16 protein-coding genes and 1 tRNA gene are annotated in these 15,706 nt (G+C 48.4%); 2 read left to right on the forward strand and 15 right to left on the reverse strand.

The genetic code is table 11. The annotated features are described in order from the left end of the window. Positions 1-39: 39 nt before the first annotated feature. Both recG and G6R30_RS05600 read right to left on the reverse strand, forming a co-directional pair. On the reverse strand, positions 40-2,073 hold the full coding sequence (gene recG / locus G6R30_RS05595; protein WP_213822376.1) for an ATP-dependent DNA helicase RecG: 2,034 nt from the start codon (positions 2,071-2,073) through the stop codon (positions 40-42). Positions 2,074-2,201: 128 nt separating this feature from the next. After that, positions 2,202-2,516, reverse strand: a complete 315-nt coding sequence (locus G6R30_RS05600) for a SemiSWEET family transporter (protein ID WP_213822561.1) — start codon at positions 2,514-2,516, stop codon at positions 2,202-2,204. A 337-nt stretch (positions 2,517-2,853) separates the two neighbouring features. On the opposite strand from G6R30_RS05600, the gene G6R30_RS05605 reads away from it, so the two are divergent. Next, positions 2,854-3,225, forward strand: a complete 372-nt coding sequence (locus tag G6R30_RS05605) for a hypothetical protein (RefSeq protein WP_213822378.1) — start codon at positions 2,854-2,856, stop codon at positions 3,223-3,225. A gap of 178 nt (positions 3,226-3,403) precedes the next feature. On the opposite strand, the gene G6R30_RS05610 is transcribed toward G6R30_RS05605, so the two are convergent. The 9 genes from G6R30_RS05610 to mutM all read right to left on the reverse strand — a co-directional run bounded on the left by G6R30_RS05610 (position 3,404) and on the right by mutM (position 10,192). Further along, positions 3,404-3,474 (reverse strand) — tRNA-Cys (locus G6R30_RS05610). Positions 3,475-3,529: 55 nt separating this feature from the next. Beyond that, entirely contained in the window at positions 3,530-3,832 is a 303-nt protein-coding gene (locus tag G6R30_RS05615; protein WP_213822383.1) for a hypothetical protein, read from the reverse strand. Then, entirely contained in the window at positions 3,816-4,595 is a 780-nt protein-coding gene (locus tag G6R30_RS05620; protein ID WP_213822386.1) for a YibE/F family protein, read from the reverse strand. The genes G6R30_RS05615 and G6R30_RS05620 overlap by 17 nt, the downstream gene beginning before the upstream one ends. After that, positions 4,592-5,677, reverse strand: a complete 1,086-nt coding sequence (locus tag G6R30_RS05625) for a YibE/F family protein (protein WP_213822389.1) — start codon at positions 5,675-5,677, stop codon at positions 4,592-4,594. The genes G6R30_RS05620 and G6R30_RS05625 overlap by 4 nt, the downstream gene beginning before the upstream one ends. Positions 5,678-5,710: 33 nt before the next feature. After that, a complete protein-coding gene (gene dnaI, locus G6R30_RS05630; RefSeq protein ID WP_213822392.1) occupies positions 5,711-6,667 on the reverse strand; it encodes a primosomal protein DnaI in 957 nt (318 codons plus the stop codon). 2 nt (positions 6,668-6,669) lie between these two features. Then, a complete protein-coding gene (locus G6R30_RS05635) occupies positions 6,670-8,046 on the reverse strand; it encodes a DnaD domain protein (protein ID WP_213822394.1) in 1,377 nt (458 codons plus the stop codon). Continuing rightward, entirely contained in the window at positions 8,046-8,645 is a 600-nt protein-coding gene (gene coaE / locus G6R30_RS05640; protein WP_213822396.1) for a dephospho-CoA kinase, read from the reverse strand. The genes G6R30_RS05635 and coaE overlap by 1 nt, the downstream gene beginning before the upstream one ends. After that, the gene (locus tag G6R30_RS05645; protein WP_213822398.1) at positions 8,642-9,343 is read right to left on the reverse strand and encodes a DUF975 family protein; all 702 of its coding nucleotides are present in this window, start codon (positions 9,341-9,343) and stop codon (positions 8,642-8,644) included. The genes coaE and G6R30_RS05645 overlap by 4 nt, the downstream gene beginning before the upstream one ends. Positions 9,344-9,361: 18 nt before the next feature. Then, positions 9,362-10,192: a bifunctional DNA-formamidopyrimidine glycosylase/DNA-(apurinic or apyrimidinic site) lyase gene (gene mutM, locus G6R30_RS05650; protein WP_213822400.1), complete on the reverse strand. Its 831-nt coding sequence runs from the start codon at positions 10,190-10,192 to the stop codon at positions 9,362-9,364. A gap of 312 nt (positions 10,193-10,504) precedes the next feature. Here mutM and G6R30_RS05655 point away from each other — a divergent pair, with 312 nt between their 5' ends. Then, complete coding sequence (locus tag G6R30_RS05655) at positions 10,505-11,797, forward strand: APC family permease (RefSeq protein WP_213822403.1); 1,293 nt, start codon at positions 10,505-10,507, stop codon at positions 11,795-11,797. Positions 11,798-11,861: 64 nt separating this feature from the next. On the opposite strand, the gene G6R30_RS05660 is transcribed toward G6R30_RS05655, so the two are convergent. The 4 genes from G6R30_RS05660 to obgE all read right to left on the reverse strand — a co-directional run bounded on the left by G6R30_RS05660 (position 11,862) and on the right by obgE (position 15,533). Then, positions 11,862-12,263 (reverse strand): type II toxin-antitoxin system HicB family antitoxin, encoded by a 402-nt coding sequence (locus tag G6R30_RS05660; RefSeq protein ID WP_238476810.1) that lies wholly within the window; start codon positions 12,261-12,263, stop codon positions 11,862-11,864. A 26-nt stretch (positions 12,264-12,289) separates the two neighbouring features. After that, positions 12,290-12,487 (reverse strand): type II toxin-antitoxin system HicA family toxin, encoded by a 198-nt coding sequence (locus tag G6R30_RS05665; RefSeq protein WP_213822406.1) that lies wholly within the window; start codon positions 12,485-12,487, stop codon positions 12,290-12,292. A 239-nt stretch (positions 12,488-12,726) separates the two neighbouring features. Then, entirely contained in the window at positions 12,727-14,094 is a 1,368-nt protein-coding gene (locus tag G6R30_RS05670; RefSeq protein ID WP_213822409.1) for a DEAD/DEAH box helicase, read from the reverse strand. Positions 14,095-14,213: 119 nt separating this feature from the next. Next, positions 14,214-15,533, reverse strand: coding sequence for a GTPase ObgE (gene obgE, locus G6R30_RS05675; RefSeq protein WP_213822411.1), 1,320 nt, complete (start codon positions 15,531-15,533; stop codon positions 14,214-14,216). Positions 15,534-15,706: the final 173 nt, after the last annotated feature.

Consider the following 15,706-nt stretch of genomic DNA (forward strand, 5'->3'; position numbering starts at 1 on the left):
CACAACAAATCTCCTTACCGTTTTTGTTTCTTTTTTCTTTTAATCGAAGTGTCGAAAGGCCGCCATGGTTTCAGACAGGTGGGCCACCAAGGCTTGGTTTTCTTCCTGTTCATCCCAGTGGGCCGTTCGTACAAGTTTCAGCGCCTCTTCTTGTGCAATCGTCAGCATGGTTAAATCCTTAACGGGATCACCGACTTTGAAATCGGGCATGCCGGACTGCTTCGTTCCCAGAATGTCACCAGAGCCACGCAGTTCCAAATCTCTTTGCGCCAATTCAAAGCCATCCGTTGTCTCAACCAAAGCCGCCAGACGTTCTTTCCCATAATCGTTTTTTGGATCAGCCAACAAGATAGTATACGACTGCCGGTCACCACGCCCCACACGGCCACGTAGCTGATGTAACTGTGCGAGGCCAAAACGATCAGCATCTAATATTAACATAACCGAGGCGTTGGGCACATCCACACCGACCTCGACCACCGTGGTTGAAACCAGCACTTGAATGTCGTTGTCCGAAAAACCGGCCATCAGCGTGTCCTTATCTTCTTTTGGCAGTCGGCCATGCAAAAGGCCCACGGTGTAATCCGGCAAGGCTTCTTGCAAATCCTGGTAAACCGCCGTCACGTTTTGGACATCGAGACTTTCGGATTCTTCAATTAAGGGGGTCACGACATAGGCCTGTGCCCCTTTTGCCAGCTCACTCTTTAAAAGGGCCAGCGCCTGATCGTATTGCCGATTCGACAGTTGCTTGGTCACAATGGGCTTTCGTCCAGCCGGCAACTCATCAATGATGGACACTTCCATTTCACCATAAGCTGTAATCGCTAGGGTTCTAGGAATGGGTGTGGCGGTCATCGCCAAAATGTCGGGATTCACGCCACCCTCACGTAACTTTGCCCGCTGCTTAACGCCAAAACGGTGCTGCTCATCAATGACAGCCAAACCGAGGTGGTGAAAGTGAACCCCGTCTTGTACTAAGGCGTGGGTGCCCACCACGATATCGATTTCGCCTGATTCCAGGTCCTCAAGGATCTGACGCCTTTGGCCAGCCTTCAGACCTGAGGTTAGCAACTCCACCCGCAACGGAATGCCCGCCGAGTCAAAAAGTTTTGCCAGACCCTTGGCGTGCTGCTGAGCCAAAATTTCGGTTGGCGCCATGATGGCTGCTTGTGCACCAGCCGTCACGGCCGCATACATCGCAATAGCAGCCACCACTGTTTTACCCGAGCCAACATCCCCCTGCAAAAGTCGGTTCATGTGCTGGGGGGCCTGTTGGTCCGCTAAGATTTCAGCCACCACTCGATTCTGGGCCGCCGTTAATTGAAAAGGCAGCGCATCAACGAAGGCGCGAACTTGTTTCTTATCATAGGCCAGTGCCTCTCCAAGAAAGGATTGATCGGCTTGTTTGACAAGCTGCAGGCGCAGTTGAAAGAGGAAGAATTCCTCAAAGGCAGCCGAACGGCGGCCTGCCTTCGATTCGACTTTGTCCTTTGGAAAGTGGGAATATTCGACCTGGTCATTTTTATCTAATAACCGGTACTTTTCCCGCAAGTCAGCCGGCACGAGGTTTGGCAATTGACCACGCAGTTGGCCCCAGGCTTGTTCGACTAATTCGGCAATCGTTTTGGCCTTGATTGCCTTTGAAACCGGATAAATCGGTGCTAATCCATCCACTGAAGCCGGCACCAGCTTAATGGCCGTCAAAGCGGCTTTGGCTGCGTTATAGGTGCCATAGACCGCAACTTCTTGTCCGACTTCTAAATTCTTTGCAATCCAGAATTGGTTAAAAAAAGTCACGCGGACATTTTCCCGGTCAACTAAGAGACCAGTGACCGTTTGCGACCGTTTACCAAAACGTCGAACCACGGCCGGCGTAGAAATCACGCCTTTAAACGTGACTTTTTCTCCATCAAGTGTTTCCGATGGCAGCCGTTCCCCTAAATCATCATATCGATAAGGATAATAAGAAAGCAGGTCATCAATGGTAAAGATACCGAGTCCTTGCAAAGCTTCTTCTCGCTTTGGTCCAACGCCGCTTAAAACCGAGACTTTATCCGATAAAGCAATTGCCATTGACGCGCTCCTTCCTTCTTTTGATAAGCATTATTTTACCACCAGCAACCTGGAAAAGAAACGGACGACCGGCCTTATCCGCACAAAAAAAGCAGCGCCTTCGCGCTGCCTTTAACTGAAAAATCATTTTAGTGAATGTAGATCGTAATGATGGTCAACAAGCCGAAGAATATTCCCGGCAGGTTTGAAATAATAATTGGCCAATCCTTATAAGTCTTCAACCAACCGTAGCCAGTCCAAAGCGTGGCGTTAATCATCGCAACGGCAGGTTGGACAGGGTTAACTGGGTTACCAGAGAAGTTGGCGATGATTTGTGGGATGTATGACACATACATCAAGATACAAGTGGCTGTAGCGACTTTTGAAAAGAGCTTCAGCATCTTGATTCGCTTTTCGTCGACGACCTTCTTTTCTTCCGGATGGACATAATTATCAACACGCATTCCCATGAATTGTATCTCCTATTCCATTATTCGCTTGAATAATTAAATTTATTATAACATATTTGTTACATATTCCAGAGTAATTTTGACAATTTGCTCACTTACTATTTTGTGAAAGTCCTTATTTTAAGCAGGTGTATTTTATAAAAAGCCGGTTTTATGATTGATTTTGTGTAATTTCAAACATAACATTGGCAAAGCAGTTTATAGCTATTATATCTCTTTGGAATGAAGGCAGTTAAACAAAGGGCATTCGAGTAAAATAGAAAGAAGAAGCAATAACCATTTCAATTTCGTGCTATTCATTAGCAAGTCATTTAAGAAAGGTGGCCATGCCATGACCAAGCAAAACGAGCAATTCCCTTCGCACAAGCCCGACTGGGTCACACGCCAGGAATTCCAGGAATTCAAAACCGATGTTAACCAACATTTTGAGCAGATTGATCATCAATTTGCTCAAGTTGATCTCCAGTTTGGCAGAATCAACAATCGCCTCGACCGAATCGACGATCGACTCGATCTCATCGATGAGAAATTTGCCGTGCGTGATAAACAGTTCCTTGACATAGAAAAGAATATCGATCGCCGTTTTCACGCACAAAACCAATCACTAATTGCGCGCATCGAACGAAATAATCGGCAGCAATGGGCCTGGAACATCACGATCCTACTGGCCATCATCACGCTGGTTGTCACGATGCACCGCTAACAGACGAGAATCAAGGGAGCCCTTTTATAAAAGGGCTTTTTTCTTTGGGCCTTTTTGTGGCCCTAAGTTTAAAAACGGGGGTAACACTGAAGGTAACTAAAAAGCACCAAAAACCTGTCACCCCAATCAATCAAAAGAAAAAGCCCGCTATCTAGGCGTTCCTAGATAACGGGGAATAAGGTGGTAACCGGAATCGAACCGGTGATCAGGGTGTTGCAGACCCATGCCTTACCGCTTGGCTATACCACCATCAAGCGTTAAACAACGCTTATGATTATAAAGAAAACGGGCGGCTTTTTCAAGCTTAACCCAACTTGTTGTCCAAAAGAACTTGTTGCATCGCCTTTTGAATTTCTTCGGGCTTGACCCATTCATCAAAGTGATCCGTTTCAATGGGCAATTGCTCGTAAGTCTTGTTCAGGTAATCCTCGACTTTTAACAAGTGGGACGAACGGGGAACATTCATCTTTAAAATTCGAACTTCCTTAATGAAGCCGTGATTCGCCGCGTACTCGGCTCGTGAATTTTCCGTCACATTGCCGATCTCATAGTAGACGCTACCATCGTTTCGTGTGATTTCTTCAATCAAATTAAAGGTCTGATTCATTTAAAATATCCCTTCCTTCTTTTTCAAATGCGTGTTCCACCATAAAAATCGCCAACTTAATTGCACAAAGGATGCCAATCATCCCCAACAACATGGTCACCAATTCAAAGAGGAGCAACTTGGCATTCATGAATTCCGCAGCCGAGTAATGGAGGCGGAAGAACCAAACGAGGAGTGGAATATTAGCCCCAAGCATGCCAAAGAACAAGGTGTTAATCGCCGTTCCAAGAATCTGTGAACCAATCACTTGGCCTTGATTGTGAAGGCTTTGTTGCGTAATGGTGGGTGTCCGCTCCACAACTTCGAAAAGGTCGGCCGTCACAGCCATGGCAGCTTCGGCAATCGCTCCTAAGGCAGAAATCACCATCACAATGATGGCCAAATTGGAAAAGTCGATGCCCACTGCAAGCGACAGGCCTTCCAACTCATCGGAATTTTCCAGCGTGTAGCCTTGCAAATGTCCGAGATGCTGGGCCAGATAAGCCAAGAACAAAATCAAAAACAAAACAAGAACGGCCGTCTGCCAGGTGATCGCCAACACTCTTGGCCGTCCGGCTGATAAATAAATCGCCACCGACAAAATCAAAATGGCCATAATCGGTAAGACAACCATGGGAGCAAATCCCCAATTGACCAAGGTAATCAGCAGAAAAATCAACAAACAGTTCAAGAAAAGGCCGAAGAAAGTCAACATCCCCTGTTTACCCGCAACAGCGAGCAGTGACAGAAAGAGAATCACAATTAATACAACAATCGCATTCATGACTTTGCCCTCCCTTTTCTAGTTAACAGGCTAGCGGTCAAAAAGGCCGTAACAGGAACGGACCAGACGATACCCAAGGCCGAAACGACGGTTTGGAGAATCCCCAGATTCATCGTTTGATCAAGAATGTAGCCCCAATTGTTCCCGTTTCGAAGCATCAAGATCACCATTGGAATCGTCTCGGCAATGAAAATCATGAACAAAACGTTCGTCAAAGTACCGAGAATCTCACGCCCGATGGACAAACCGCCCTGCCAATAATCTGAAAATGGCCGATCAGCCTTTTCTCGGTGAAGGCCGAAGAGTCCCGCCACAATATCGCCCGATTCGTCCATGACGGCCCCTAACACGCCAATCACCGCTTGCGCATAAAAGATTGGCTGTGGCACTTGGGTCACGTAAGACATGGTCTCAAAGTGAACACCCGTTGCCCCGGTTAGTGCGATGACAATCGCCATGGCGACTAAGGCAAAAAGCGTTGCTAAGCAAGTGGCCAGCCAAGTAATCACTGCCTGCCAGCCACGGCCCAAAACCAGGCGGAGGGCAATGGCGGATAGCAGCACCGCCAATATGGCAAAGACTGGTAATACTGGCAGGGAACGTACCGACGCATCCCAAAGAATCGTTGCCAAAAACAGCAGGGCATTGATCAAAACCGCCAACATCAAAAAGGAAAACTTGCGCCGGCTCATCGACAGGTAAAGGCCAGACAGCAATAAGCCAAGCAGCGCAAACAGCAAGGAATCACGTTTGGGCATACCAATCTGATAATCGCCGCTGACTTTTTTCATGAGGATTTGATCGCCGACGCGGTATTGATCACTTTCAGCCTGCGAAACCGTCAAGTTGTTATCCACCTTGACCGTGCGCTGTCCGCGGTTCAATAGGCGCACCGTCAAGCGCTGATTCAATGTACGATCTTGATTGCCGTGCTCATCCGTTTCGCTTTCAACCGACAGTTGCCGGACCGCCGTTACCTGACCGACTGGCTGTTGATAGCAAAAACTATCAAAGCGCCCAATCAAAAAGCCGAAAATCGTCACGGCTGCTAAAAAGAGCATTTTTTGCCAACTTGCTTTCATTCAAACGCCTTCTTCTTTATGAGAGTTTATTCTTTAGCGATTCAACCGGCGGTTCTCACCGGCCATCGCCACTGGTTTGGCCAAGTAACGGACACGCTGCATCAATCGAGCGGCCTTACCAGGTTCCTGACCATCACGCGTTTGGGCCAAGTACTTTTCCAGGGACTGCAAATCAAAGTTGGACGTAAAGCAAGTCGTCAACTCGTGTTGCATCCGGTATTCCAAAATCACGGCCAAAACGGAATCACGTGACCAGGAAGACAGGGTATCGGCGCCAAGGTCATCTAAAATGAGCACTGGAGCTTTTTTAGCATCATCAACCAAGGTCAAAAGTGACTGATCGCCATTGTTGCCAAAAGACCCCTTCAAGCGTTCAATCATCGTTGACCAGTGGACCATCATCACACCAATGCCATTGTAGGCCAGGGCATTGGCGAAGGCCCCCATCAGATAGGTCTTGCCCACGCCAAAGTCACCCGACAGGTAGACACCAGGAACGAACTCACGCTCCCCCACCTGCTCTTTTTGACTGACAAGGGCTGAAAAAGTCGCCACCACGGCAGCCACCGCAGGGGCCCGCCCTTCATCGTCTGCCACTTCGGCGACAATTTGATTCAAGTCAGCCTTGGCCACGGACTTTGGCACCGCAATCGATCGCAACAATGCCGCCTGACGCAGGGTCTTCTTCGTGGCTTCGGTTGGTTCATAGGCAACGTGTGGATAGCCTTTTTCAACAACCAAGCGTGGTCGATAACCAGGGTACAAGGCTGGCTTTCCCAACTGCTCCCGCTTTTTCTCGCGCACAAATTCGAAGAGATCCGTAATGGACACAACGAGCGCGTCTGGCTTGAGGATTTCTTGGTTTTCTGAAAAGAAGTCTTTGACCTCATCATCCGCTTGAATGGCCTCAAAGGCTTCAGCAGCCTGTGAATGGCCAAGTTTTGGATAACGTTTTTGGAAATCTTTCAGGACGTTTGCTAAATCTTGCATATTTAATCCTTTGTCTTGTAGTTCTTCATCAAATCAAGGGTCTTCTTGACAGCATCCGAATCAACGGATTGCTGGCTCGCCGCCTCGTTTGAGGTCAGAGCCGGTTCCTGCTTGTTCGAACGGCGCTGCCAGTTGGCCGATTTCGATGAACTAGCCTGTTGGCCACGCTGCTGATGCGCTTTGATGGCAGCAACCGCATCTTCTGCTGATTGCACGCCGGCCTTTGCCCAAGAATTGGCGATGGCATCAACCAGGTTACGTTTCAAATCCGCCTGATCCATATTAACCAAAACCTGATAGGTCAACAAATTAATCGCCGGAACGGGCAAGATTCGCTGATCGAGCAAATCCTTCAACAGGCGTCGCTCACTATTAGTGACGTAGCCGTGGTTTTGCTCTTTAATTTGACCAATGAAATCAACTGGTGACAAGTTATTGGCCGCTTGGTAAAGTGCGTCCAATGCCCGGTTCCCCGTCTTCTGGCTGCTTGTCTTCTGAGCGTTAGCAGCCCCAGACGCATTGGTTGTTGCCGATGAATTTGCTTCCGCTGGCTGATCAACCAGCTGATTTTTTTGCTGCTTCGCTGACCAAGTCTGAGCCAGATAGGCTAAGAAAGTCCCCTTGTTTAGCTCGTGATCATCCAAGTTAATGGAGCGGGTCACCGCCGTGGCCATTTGGGCCTCATTCAAACCGTACAACACCTGCTCAGTCAGGATCAACTGTCGAGCCTTTTCGATTTTCTCAGGGGTTGAGCCATGAACCAGCGCGACCATCCCCTCAAAATCGAAGCTCACTTGGTCAAAGCCGGAAGGCAGGGGGTTCGGCTTCTTCGACTGAACGGCCGTCTTCGGCTTTTGCGTCGTGTCCGGTAAATCAAAAACCGATAGAAAAGTCGCGGAGTGATCACGCTCATTTGGTAGTGGATGTAAGGCTGGACTTGCAAAGCGTTTGGCAAGCACCTGGTAACGAGCCTCACCAACATAGTGGAAAAGCAAGCCCGAGAGCAGGTCTTCTTTAAAAAAGTCAGCTGCATTCAAGGGCTTTTGAATCAAATAACGAACGGCTTGCCGCCCGTCCACTTCGCTTTGGTAGTGTCTTAAAAGGCCAACGCCCTCCAGGGCACGGCGCGCACGAACAAAGTCCGGCGCTGACATAGACAGGGTATCCAACAACAAATAATGGTTCGAAAAAGTCGTTTTTTGCTCAGAGGCTGCCGCCTTTTCGGCCACTAAGAACTGGTAGAGGGCAACACCCTTCGGCCCCAAAAATGGTAGGTAGAGGTTAAAAAGGCGACTAAGGTCCGCCGGTTCGATTTTTTCAACTTGATCAATGACCAAAGAAGCGGCCGCTTGAAAATTCTCGTCGATGCGCTTTTCCATTAGGCCACCTCCAAGTGCTTGAGGTAATCTTGTACCTTTTGGGCCAACTCTTCCGCTGTCCCGTTGTTTTCAATCACAACATCGGCCTTTGCTATCTTTTCTTGTACCGGCATCTGAGACTTAATTCGAGACTGGGCCGCCCATTCATCCAAGTGATCCCGGGCCATGAGCCGTTCCAACTGTTCACGTTCACTGGCTGAAACCACGAGCACCTGATCGAACCAACCGGTCTTTTCATAGTGCTGTTCAAAAAAGAGCGGAATGGCACAAAAGACAATCGGTTCTTCCTTCATTTTGAAAAAGGCCAGCTGGTCACGAATAGCTGATTGAATTTCGGGGCTAGTAATCTTGGTTAGTTCTTTCAAAAGAGCCGGGTTAGCAAAGACTTTTTCGCCGAGAGCCTTCCGGTCTAAGACACCGTTTTGAACGATTTCTTGCCCAAAGGCCTCCTTGATTTCTTCGAGCGTGTGGGTGCCCGGTTCGACAACTTGGCGAGCCAATAGATCAGCGTCAACGACCCGGTAACCCGCCTGTCGAATTTGATCGGTTACTGCTGATTTTCCTGAGGCAATACCGCCCGTAATCGCTATCACTTTCATGATCCAGCTCCTTCAATCGCTTGTGCAAAAACCTGAGTGGAATAAACCACTCGGCATGTATTCAAATAAGGGGTAACAAAAAAGTAGGCCAATCCGCCAGTTAACAGCGCGAGCCTCTGCCAGCCGATAAAGGACAATTCCAAGAGGAAAAGTTCTCGTTTGCGACCCGTCATCACCCGTCGCGAAATCGTTACGTAATCCGTTAACGATGCCTGCTTTCGGTCAAAAAGCAGATCCATTTTATAGGCGTAATAGGTCTGAGAGTAGGAGAAGACTTTGACGAGAGCGGGCAGGCCCAAAAAGGACCAGAAGAACAACTGAATTCGTTGAACGAAGACCAATAAGAAGGCTTCCAGGAAACGCTTTGGCGCAAAGGCTTGAAAAGCGGATCGGTAGCCAAAATTCTTCGTTGGCTTCTGGAAAAAATCGACGATGGCCCATTTGCAAGACCAGGTCAGTAAGAGGAACAAAGCCGAGAAAAAAGTCCGCGTCAAATACCAGTCACTCGTTGCATCCGAAGGCAGGAACACATAGCCGGCCCATGTGAGATAGACCATTCCCCAAAGCAGGAGGGCCTTTACCATCTGAAGCACAATGAGCGGCCAGGTTGCCTTCAAACTCTTCTTATACTGTTCTTTTAATTGTTTCTTAGCCGTCAATTTGACGCGACGACGAGAGATGGCTACAAATTTTGACATAATGCTTTCAATGCTTACTTATTTTTTGATTTGGCACTTCGGGCAAAAAGTCGTTCCCCGTTGCCCGACCTTGATCTTTTTCAAGGTTGTGCCACAACGAAGGCAGGGCAACTTCGCACGGCCATAGACCTGCAGTTCATTTTGAAAATGGCCCGTTTCCCCATAAATATTGGAGAATGAATGAACCGTTGTCCCGTGATGGGCAGTTGCCCGATCAATTTCTTTAATAATGTTTCGACGTAATTCGCCAAGTTTGCGAGTCGAGAGCTTATCCGTCGTCGTTTCGGGATGAATCCGCGACATCCAAAGAACCTCGTCCGCATAGATATTACCCAAACCCGCGATGTTGGACTGGTCGAGCAAAAAGCTCTTGACCACGCGATGACTCTTCCCAAAGATCTTTTTCATATAGTCGAGATGAAGGTCTTCTTCGGTTGGTTCGGGACCTAAATTCTTCAAGCCGGAAACGTCTTGCATCTCGCTCCCCGTCTTGACTAAAGTCATGCGGCCAAAGCGACGGGTATCATTATAAAAAAGCTGCCGATCATCTGCCAAATGAAAGGCGACTTCGGTATGCTTATGGTAATTCGCCCCTTCTGGTTCAACGGAGTACTGTCCCTCCATCCGAAGGTGTGACACAATGGTTGCTTGATTGGACAGGCGGAAAAGCAAATACTTGCCTCGACGATCGATTTTTTCAATCACCGTTCCAACCAATTCCTTTTTAAAGTCTGTCAAATCTGACGTAACGACTTTGGGATAAGGGACGTCGACTTTTTCAATCTTGGCCCCTTTCACCAAATTCGTCAATCCGCGGCGGACCGTTTCCACTTCCGGTAGTTCTGGCATGGCTTTTCCTCCATCATTGCTAGCATGAACAAGAAAAATAAAGCGGTCAAAAAAAGCTTACTTTCCTTTATCAATAATGATTTCCTAAAGCTTAATTTTACCACAATTCAAGACAGCGCCCCTTGATTCAAGCGAGGCTTTCATAAAAACAGGTCAATGGATGAAAGCAGAACCGGCAAGACAGGCCCTTAAAATCCGCTTAAGGCGTCGCCCATTCATTGACAGTCCTGATTAATTAAATTATCATTAGAAAAGCAGTTTTAACGGCAGTTTCTTAACTGTTCCGTCATTTTAGAAAGTAGGCATTCGTTCATGGGCAAGGTCAGTCAGCGCACACAAAAAATGGGCTTTATCAGCCTCATCCTATTTGGCATTAACGCCATCATTGGATCCGGCATCTTTTTATTGCCCTCGACTGGCATGAAGCTCTTCGGCCCTGCCAGCATTCTGGTTTTGCTCTTTGATGGCTGCCTGGCCTTCTTCATCGCCATGTGCTTTGCCGAGTGTGCTTCCTACTTTAAAGAATCCGGTGGCGCCTATGTTTATGCCCGCGAGGCCTTTGGCCGCTTCGTCGGCTACGAGGTCGGCTTTGTCACCTGGGCCATCTGGATCATTGCCGAAGGAACCATGTACACGGCTTTTGCAACGGCCCTTGGCGGCATTTTTCCGAACTTGGCTAACCCGACTGCAAAAGTCGTCATTATCCTTTCTTTGTATTTGGCACTGATGGCCTTGAACACCTCGGGCGTTCACCTGGCAACGGTCATGCAAAACATCGTCACCGTTGGGAAGCTAGTCCCCATCTTTCTCGTCATTTTGGCCGGGCTTTTCTTCATTAAGCCCACGCACTTCGATCCCTTCTTTGTGAAGCAGCTGACGACGGTACCAAACTTTGCCACAGCCGCCATCACCCTTTTCTACATTTTCTCCGGCTTCGAACGTGTGGTCATTACCGCAGGAGAAATGGAGAACGTCCAAAAAAACCTGCCCAAGGCTCTCTTAATTTCCCTTGGAACCGTTGTAGTCGTCTACATCTTGGTCATGGTCACTTCGATTGGCGTGCTTGGTGGCCGACTCGCCAGCTCCACCGTGCCGCTGAAGGATACCATGCAGGCCGTTGCCGGTAACTTCGGTGCCAACTTGATTTCCTTTGGAACCATTGTTTCAATTGGTGGTATCTGTCTGGCCTCCTCCTTCGTTTCACCACGGTCCGGTTTGGCCCTTGCTGAAAACAAGATGATGCCAAAGTACCTCACCAAGAAAAACAAGAAAAACGCGCCTTACGCCGCCATCATCACGTCATCAACCATCTCCATGATTGTGGCCTGCTCCGGTTCCTTCGCTGTCTTGGCTCAGATTTCAGCCGTTTCCCGTTTTGCGCAATTCATTCCGACAATCATTGCCGTTTTGGTCTTCCGTAAGACGATGAAGCAAGACCAAGGCGCCTTCCGCTTACCCGGCGGTCCCGTCATCCCAGTTCTTGCGCTACTCGCCTCACTTTGGCTGCTCAGCCACGTTTCGCTGACAAACTTACTCTGGGGACTGGGTGCCCTCGTGATTGCGGTGCCATTCTATTTCATGACTGGCAGTCACAAAAAGGCCTAAATAAAACAACATTAAAAAAGCAGTTGGAAATCGATATGATTTCCAACTGCTTTTTTGTTGAACTTTAAAATCCCAAACGTTGCGCCAGCGCTTCAGATAGCACTTGTGACACATTAATTTTTTCTTCATTAGCCAACACGTTGAGGTACTTTGGAACAGTTACTGACCGTCGAACGGTTTGCGACATATTTTCTCGGTACCAGTGTGCCATATTAACAGGAATATAGGCAATCCGTTCATTGTCCTGCAACTCCCAAGCACCGGCGTCCATCACTTCCGGATACTCTTTTTTGCCATCTAACATTGTTGCGATAGCATCGACCGCCCAATAGGCTGCCTCGTTAAAATCTTTTCCCTCTGTATGCATGCCAGGAATATTAGGCGAATATACCGTCACAACACGGCCATCCTCGTCCTTGTATTCCGTCATAATCACGGGATACATAATGGTTTTATTTTGATCCATTTTCTTTCTCCACAATTGAATACAAATTAGACTAAGCCAATGTCCTTCATGACTGCACGCTCGGTCCCCTTACTAATCTCTGCGCCATGGCCATGAAATGGAATCTCCGTTGTACGCCCATCCGCATGTTGATAGCGCCGGTGACTCCCACGACCTTTGGTTTTCACACGTTTGAACCCTTGTTGTAAAACGATCTTTTCTAACTTTTCTGGCTTGATTGTCATCAACTCAACTAAAGTATATGCATATTATATATACCGAAAAATCATCAGTCAATGAGGTAATCGCTATGATTACACAGGGGCATAACTTTTTTCCTTTTTAATTTTTTCTTTACACTAATTGATACGTAAATACTTCATAAAAAACATCAATCGATCAAAAATTTAAAAGAAAGCATCAAAAAAAGGCCCCTTCTTTCAAAGGGCCTTTCATTCTTCATAAAAAACAACGGTCTAGCCAATCATTGATCGTGCTTCGTCGCCCACTTTGGCTTTCCTTTGTTCTTCTTTTTACGTGCTTGGTGCTTCTGTTTGACTTTTTTCAAAGCCTTCGGGTCTTCTTGCTTCTTAGCTGCTGCCTTTCGAGCAGCAAAGCCCTGCCCCGGCTTCTTAACAGAAGAGGGCTTTTTGTCATCCCTCCGCCGACGGGTAGATGCGACGCTGACTGCCTGAGGACGATCTGAATCATCATCAACAGCCGGCGTTTTCCCCTGGGTGGATACAACGGGCTTGTTGGTTTTTTTATCGGCAACAGAGCCCCAAGAAAACTTTTCAAGTGGCAAGTCCTCTGGCAAGTACTGCTTCAACAAGCGGATGTCGTGGTCGTTTCCAAGGGTCAAAACCTGCCCCTTTTCACCAGCACGACCAGTACGGCCCGAGCGGTGAAGGTAGGTTGTCAGGTTACGTGGCACTTGGGCGTTGACGACCAGTGGGAGCCCGGTAATGTCGAGGCCACGACCAGCAACATCAGTGGCCAAGAGCAAGTCTAAGTCACCCTTTTTGAAAGCCTTCAAGGCATCAGCACGCTTCAGGTGTGACTTTTCATTGTTTCCAACCGACATGACCGAGGCGTGTTCGTGGCGCAGGGCTGCTTGAGCAGCCACCAAGGCATTGATGGAATTAAAGAAGACCAGTGCCTGCACGTGTCGGCGGGCAAGTTCAATCAAGACTTTGTGGTTGGCACGACCATCAACGTGCAAGTAGGTGTGGCCAATCGTTTCTGGCGAACGCTGGCCAACGGATACCGGCTTCACCGACTGCCCGAAGAGGCGTTCAACCCAGGCTAAATCGACACCGGATGTGGCGGAGAAGAGAGAGACTTGTTGCAAATTAGGCAGGCTTTCCGCCAATTTTTCTAATTCGCTAGCATGTTCCTCCGTCAAAGTCGCGTCGGCCTCATCGACGACCAACATTGAAAAGTCCTTTGTTTTCAAGGCATTTCCATCAATCATCGTCTGGATTCGGCCGAGTGTCCCAACCACAACGGCTGGCTTTTCCTTCTTCAGCTTATCGGCCTGTCGTTTCCCATTGGCACCACCAATCAAAGCGGCGACTTTGACACCAATTAAGGCAGCATAGGGGCGAATCTCCTGCGCTAACTGCGCCCCCAACTCCTGCGACGGCGCCAAAATCAAGAGTTGGTGACTCTTTTTTTTCAAATCAAGTCGTGAGAGCAATGGTAGGGCAAAGGCCAAGGTTTTTCCAGAGCCCGTTGGCGCTAGGCCAAAGAGCGATTGGCCATCTGCCAGCGGTTCAAAGAGCGCTTCTTGTATCGGCGTTTTCGAGTCAAAATGCTTGTTAAATTCTTGTTCAAGTTCGGGTAAGATCATGTCATTCTCCACGGCAATATCCGCTGTTTACTTTTCTTTATTATAACAGTCGAGGCCGTCGTCATAAAAAGGCCGAAGCGACTTTTCCAATAAAAAAACCTGGTCGCCCAGGTTTTTTCTTAATCAGAATATTCAAAGACAAAGTTTGTGTTGTTAATCCGGACGTCGTCGCCGTCCTTGGCACCAGCCTCACGGAGCTTATCATCAACACCCATGTGGCGCATCTGACGAGCAAAGCGCATCACGGTTGCCTCACGCTGCAAGTTGGTCATAGCGGCCAACTTTTCAACTTCAGGACCTGAAACCATCCAGCAATCCAATTCGGCATCCCAATCAACGGATAGATTCACTTGCTTTTCTTCATACTTGTAAAGCTTTGCTTCACCTTCCGTTTCCTCTTCGACCTTGTAGGCTTCAGGAACCGGTGCTCGGTCAAGCATATCCGCGGTTGCCCGCAACAAGTCATCGACACCTTGATGGGTCACAGCCGAGATGGCCATGATTTCAGGAGCGACTTTGAGACCTGAGTCTGCCTTGACCTGTTCGACAAAGTGCTGGTAATTCTCTTCAGAATCTGGCATATCCATCTTTGTCGCCACAACAATTTGTGGTCGTTCCAAAATCGTTGGGTCGTACTGTTCCAACTCGGTCAAGATCTTACGGTATTGCGTGTAAGGATCCTGTCCTTCAATACCAGACATGTCAACTAAGTGCAAAATCACCCGTGTTCGTTCAACGTGTCGCAAGAATTGGAAACCAAGGCCAACGCCTTCGGAAGCACCTTCAATCAACCCAGGCAAATCCGCCATGACAAAGTCACGGTCGTCTTTTAGACGAACCATGCCGATGTTTGGATCAATCGTTGTAAAGTGATAGGCGGCAATCTTTGGCTTGGCGTTGGAAACAACGGAAAGCAAAGTGGACTTACCGGCTGATGGAAAGCCAACCAAGCCAACATCAGCCAGAACACGCAGTTCCAACTTAATGTTGCGGACTTGGCCCGGCTCACCGTTTTCGGATAATTCAGGTGCAGGGTTCGCTGGGGTGGCAAAGTGGATGTTACCACGGCCACCACGGCCACCGCGGGCAACGATCAATGTTTGCCCCTCGTGCACCATGTCGCCAAGGACTTCCCCCGTATCGACGTCGGTGATGATGGTTCCCTGTGGGACTTTGATGACGCGGTCTTCGGCCGAAGCGCCGGTCATTCCCTTGGTACCACCTTTTCCACCAGACTGGGCCTTGAAGTGGCGGTTATAACGAAAGTCCATCAAGGTCCGCAGACCTTCATCCACCTTCAAAATGATGGAGCCACCATGGCCCCCATCCCCACCAAAGGGACCGCCCATGGCGACGAACTTTTCATGACGGAAGGAGACGATACCATCGCCACCCTTGCCGGCTTTTAATTCTACTTGTGCTTGATCAACAAATGCCATGAACCGGTCTCTCTCCTTTTTATCCAATCGTGCTACAGACATTTAAGTTTATCATAGAACGGTCTGCTTTCCTAGCACTAAAAGGCTGATATAAAAATAATTATACGCTTTTTTACTGGAATGAAAAAGTCGATTGGCGCAGTCAGGAAATACATTAGAAATCCCGCTGGTTA

Source organism: Fructobacillus parabroussonetiae, from assembly GCF_018437265.1.
Taxonomy (GTDB): domain Bacteria; phylum Bacillota; class Bacilli; order Lactobacillales; family Lactobacillaceae; genus Fructobacillus; species Fructobacillus parabroussonetiae.

Excerpts from the sequence above, each read along its gene's own strand:
- recG (WP_213822376.1), bottom strand. The coding sequence starts at position 2,073 with ATGGCAATTGCTTTATCGGATAAAGTCTCGGTTTTAAGCGGCGTTGGA.
- G6R30_RS05600 (WP_213822561.1), bottom strand. The coding sequence starts at position 2,516 with ATGCGTGTTGATAATTATGTCCATCCGGAAGAAAAGAAGGTCGTCGAC.
- G6R30_RS05605 (WP_213822378.1), top strand. The coding sequence starts at position 2,854 with ATGACCAAGCAAAACGAGCAATTCCCTTCGCACAAGCCCGACTGGGTC.
- G6R30_RS05615 (WP_213822383.1), bottom strand. The coding sequence starts at position 3,832 with ATGAATCAGACCTTTAATTTGATTGAAGAAATCACACGAAACGATGGT.
- G6R30_RS05620 (WP_213822386.1), bottom strand. The coding sequence starts at position 4,595 with ATGAATGCGATTGTTGTATTAATTGTGATTCTCTTTCTGTCACTGCTC.
- G6R30_RS05625 (WP_213822389.1), bottom strand. The coding sequence starts at position 5,677 with ATGAAAGCAAGTTGGCAAAAAATGCTCTTTTTAGCAGCCGTGACGATT.
- dnaI (WP_213822392.1), bottom strand. The coding sequence starts at position 6,667 with ATGCAAGATTTAGCAAACGTCCTGAAAGATTTCCAAAAACGTTATCCA.
- G6R30_RS05635 (WP_213822394.1), bottom strand. The coding sequence starts at position 8,046 with ATGGAAAAGCGCATCGACGAGAATTTTCAAGCGGCCGCTTCTTTGGTC.
- coaE (WP_213822396.1), bottom strand. The coding sequence starts at position 8,645 with ATGAAAGTGATAGCGATTACGGGCGGTATTGCCTCAGGAAAATCAGCA.
- G6R30_RS05645 (WP_213822398.1), bottom strand. The coding sequence starts at position 9,343 with ATGTCAAAATTTGTAGCCATCTCTCGTCGTCGCGTCAAATTGACGGCT.
- mutM (WP_213822400.1), bottom strand. The coding sequence starts at position 10,192 with ATGCCAGAACTACCGGAAGTGGAAACGGTCCGCCGCGGATTGACGAAT.
- G6R30_RS05655 (WP_213822403.1), top strand. The coding sequence starts at position 10,505 with ATGGGCAAGGTCAGTCAGCGCACACAAAAAATGGGCTTTATCAGCCTC.
- G6R30_RS05660 (WP_238476810.1), bottom strand. The coding sequence starts at position 12,263 with ATGGATCAAAATAAAACCATTATGTATCCCGTGATTATGACGGAATAC.
- G6R30_RS05665 (WP_213822406.1), bottom strand. The coding sequence starts at position 12,487 with ATGACAATCAAGCCAGAAAAGTTAGAAAAGATCGTTTTACAACAAGGG.
- G6R30_RS05670 (WP_213822409.1), bottom strand. The coding sequence starts at position 14,094 with ATGATCTTACCCGAACTTGAACAAGAATTTAACAAGCATTTTGACTCG.
- obgE (WP_213822411.1), bottom strand. The coding sequence starts at position 15,533 with ATGGCATTTGTTGATCAAGCACAAGTAGAATTAAAAGCCGGCAAGGGT.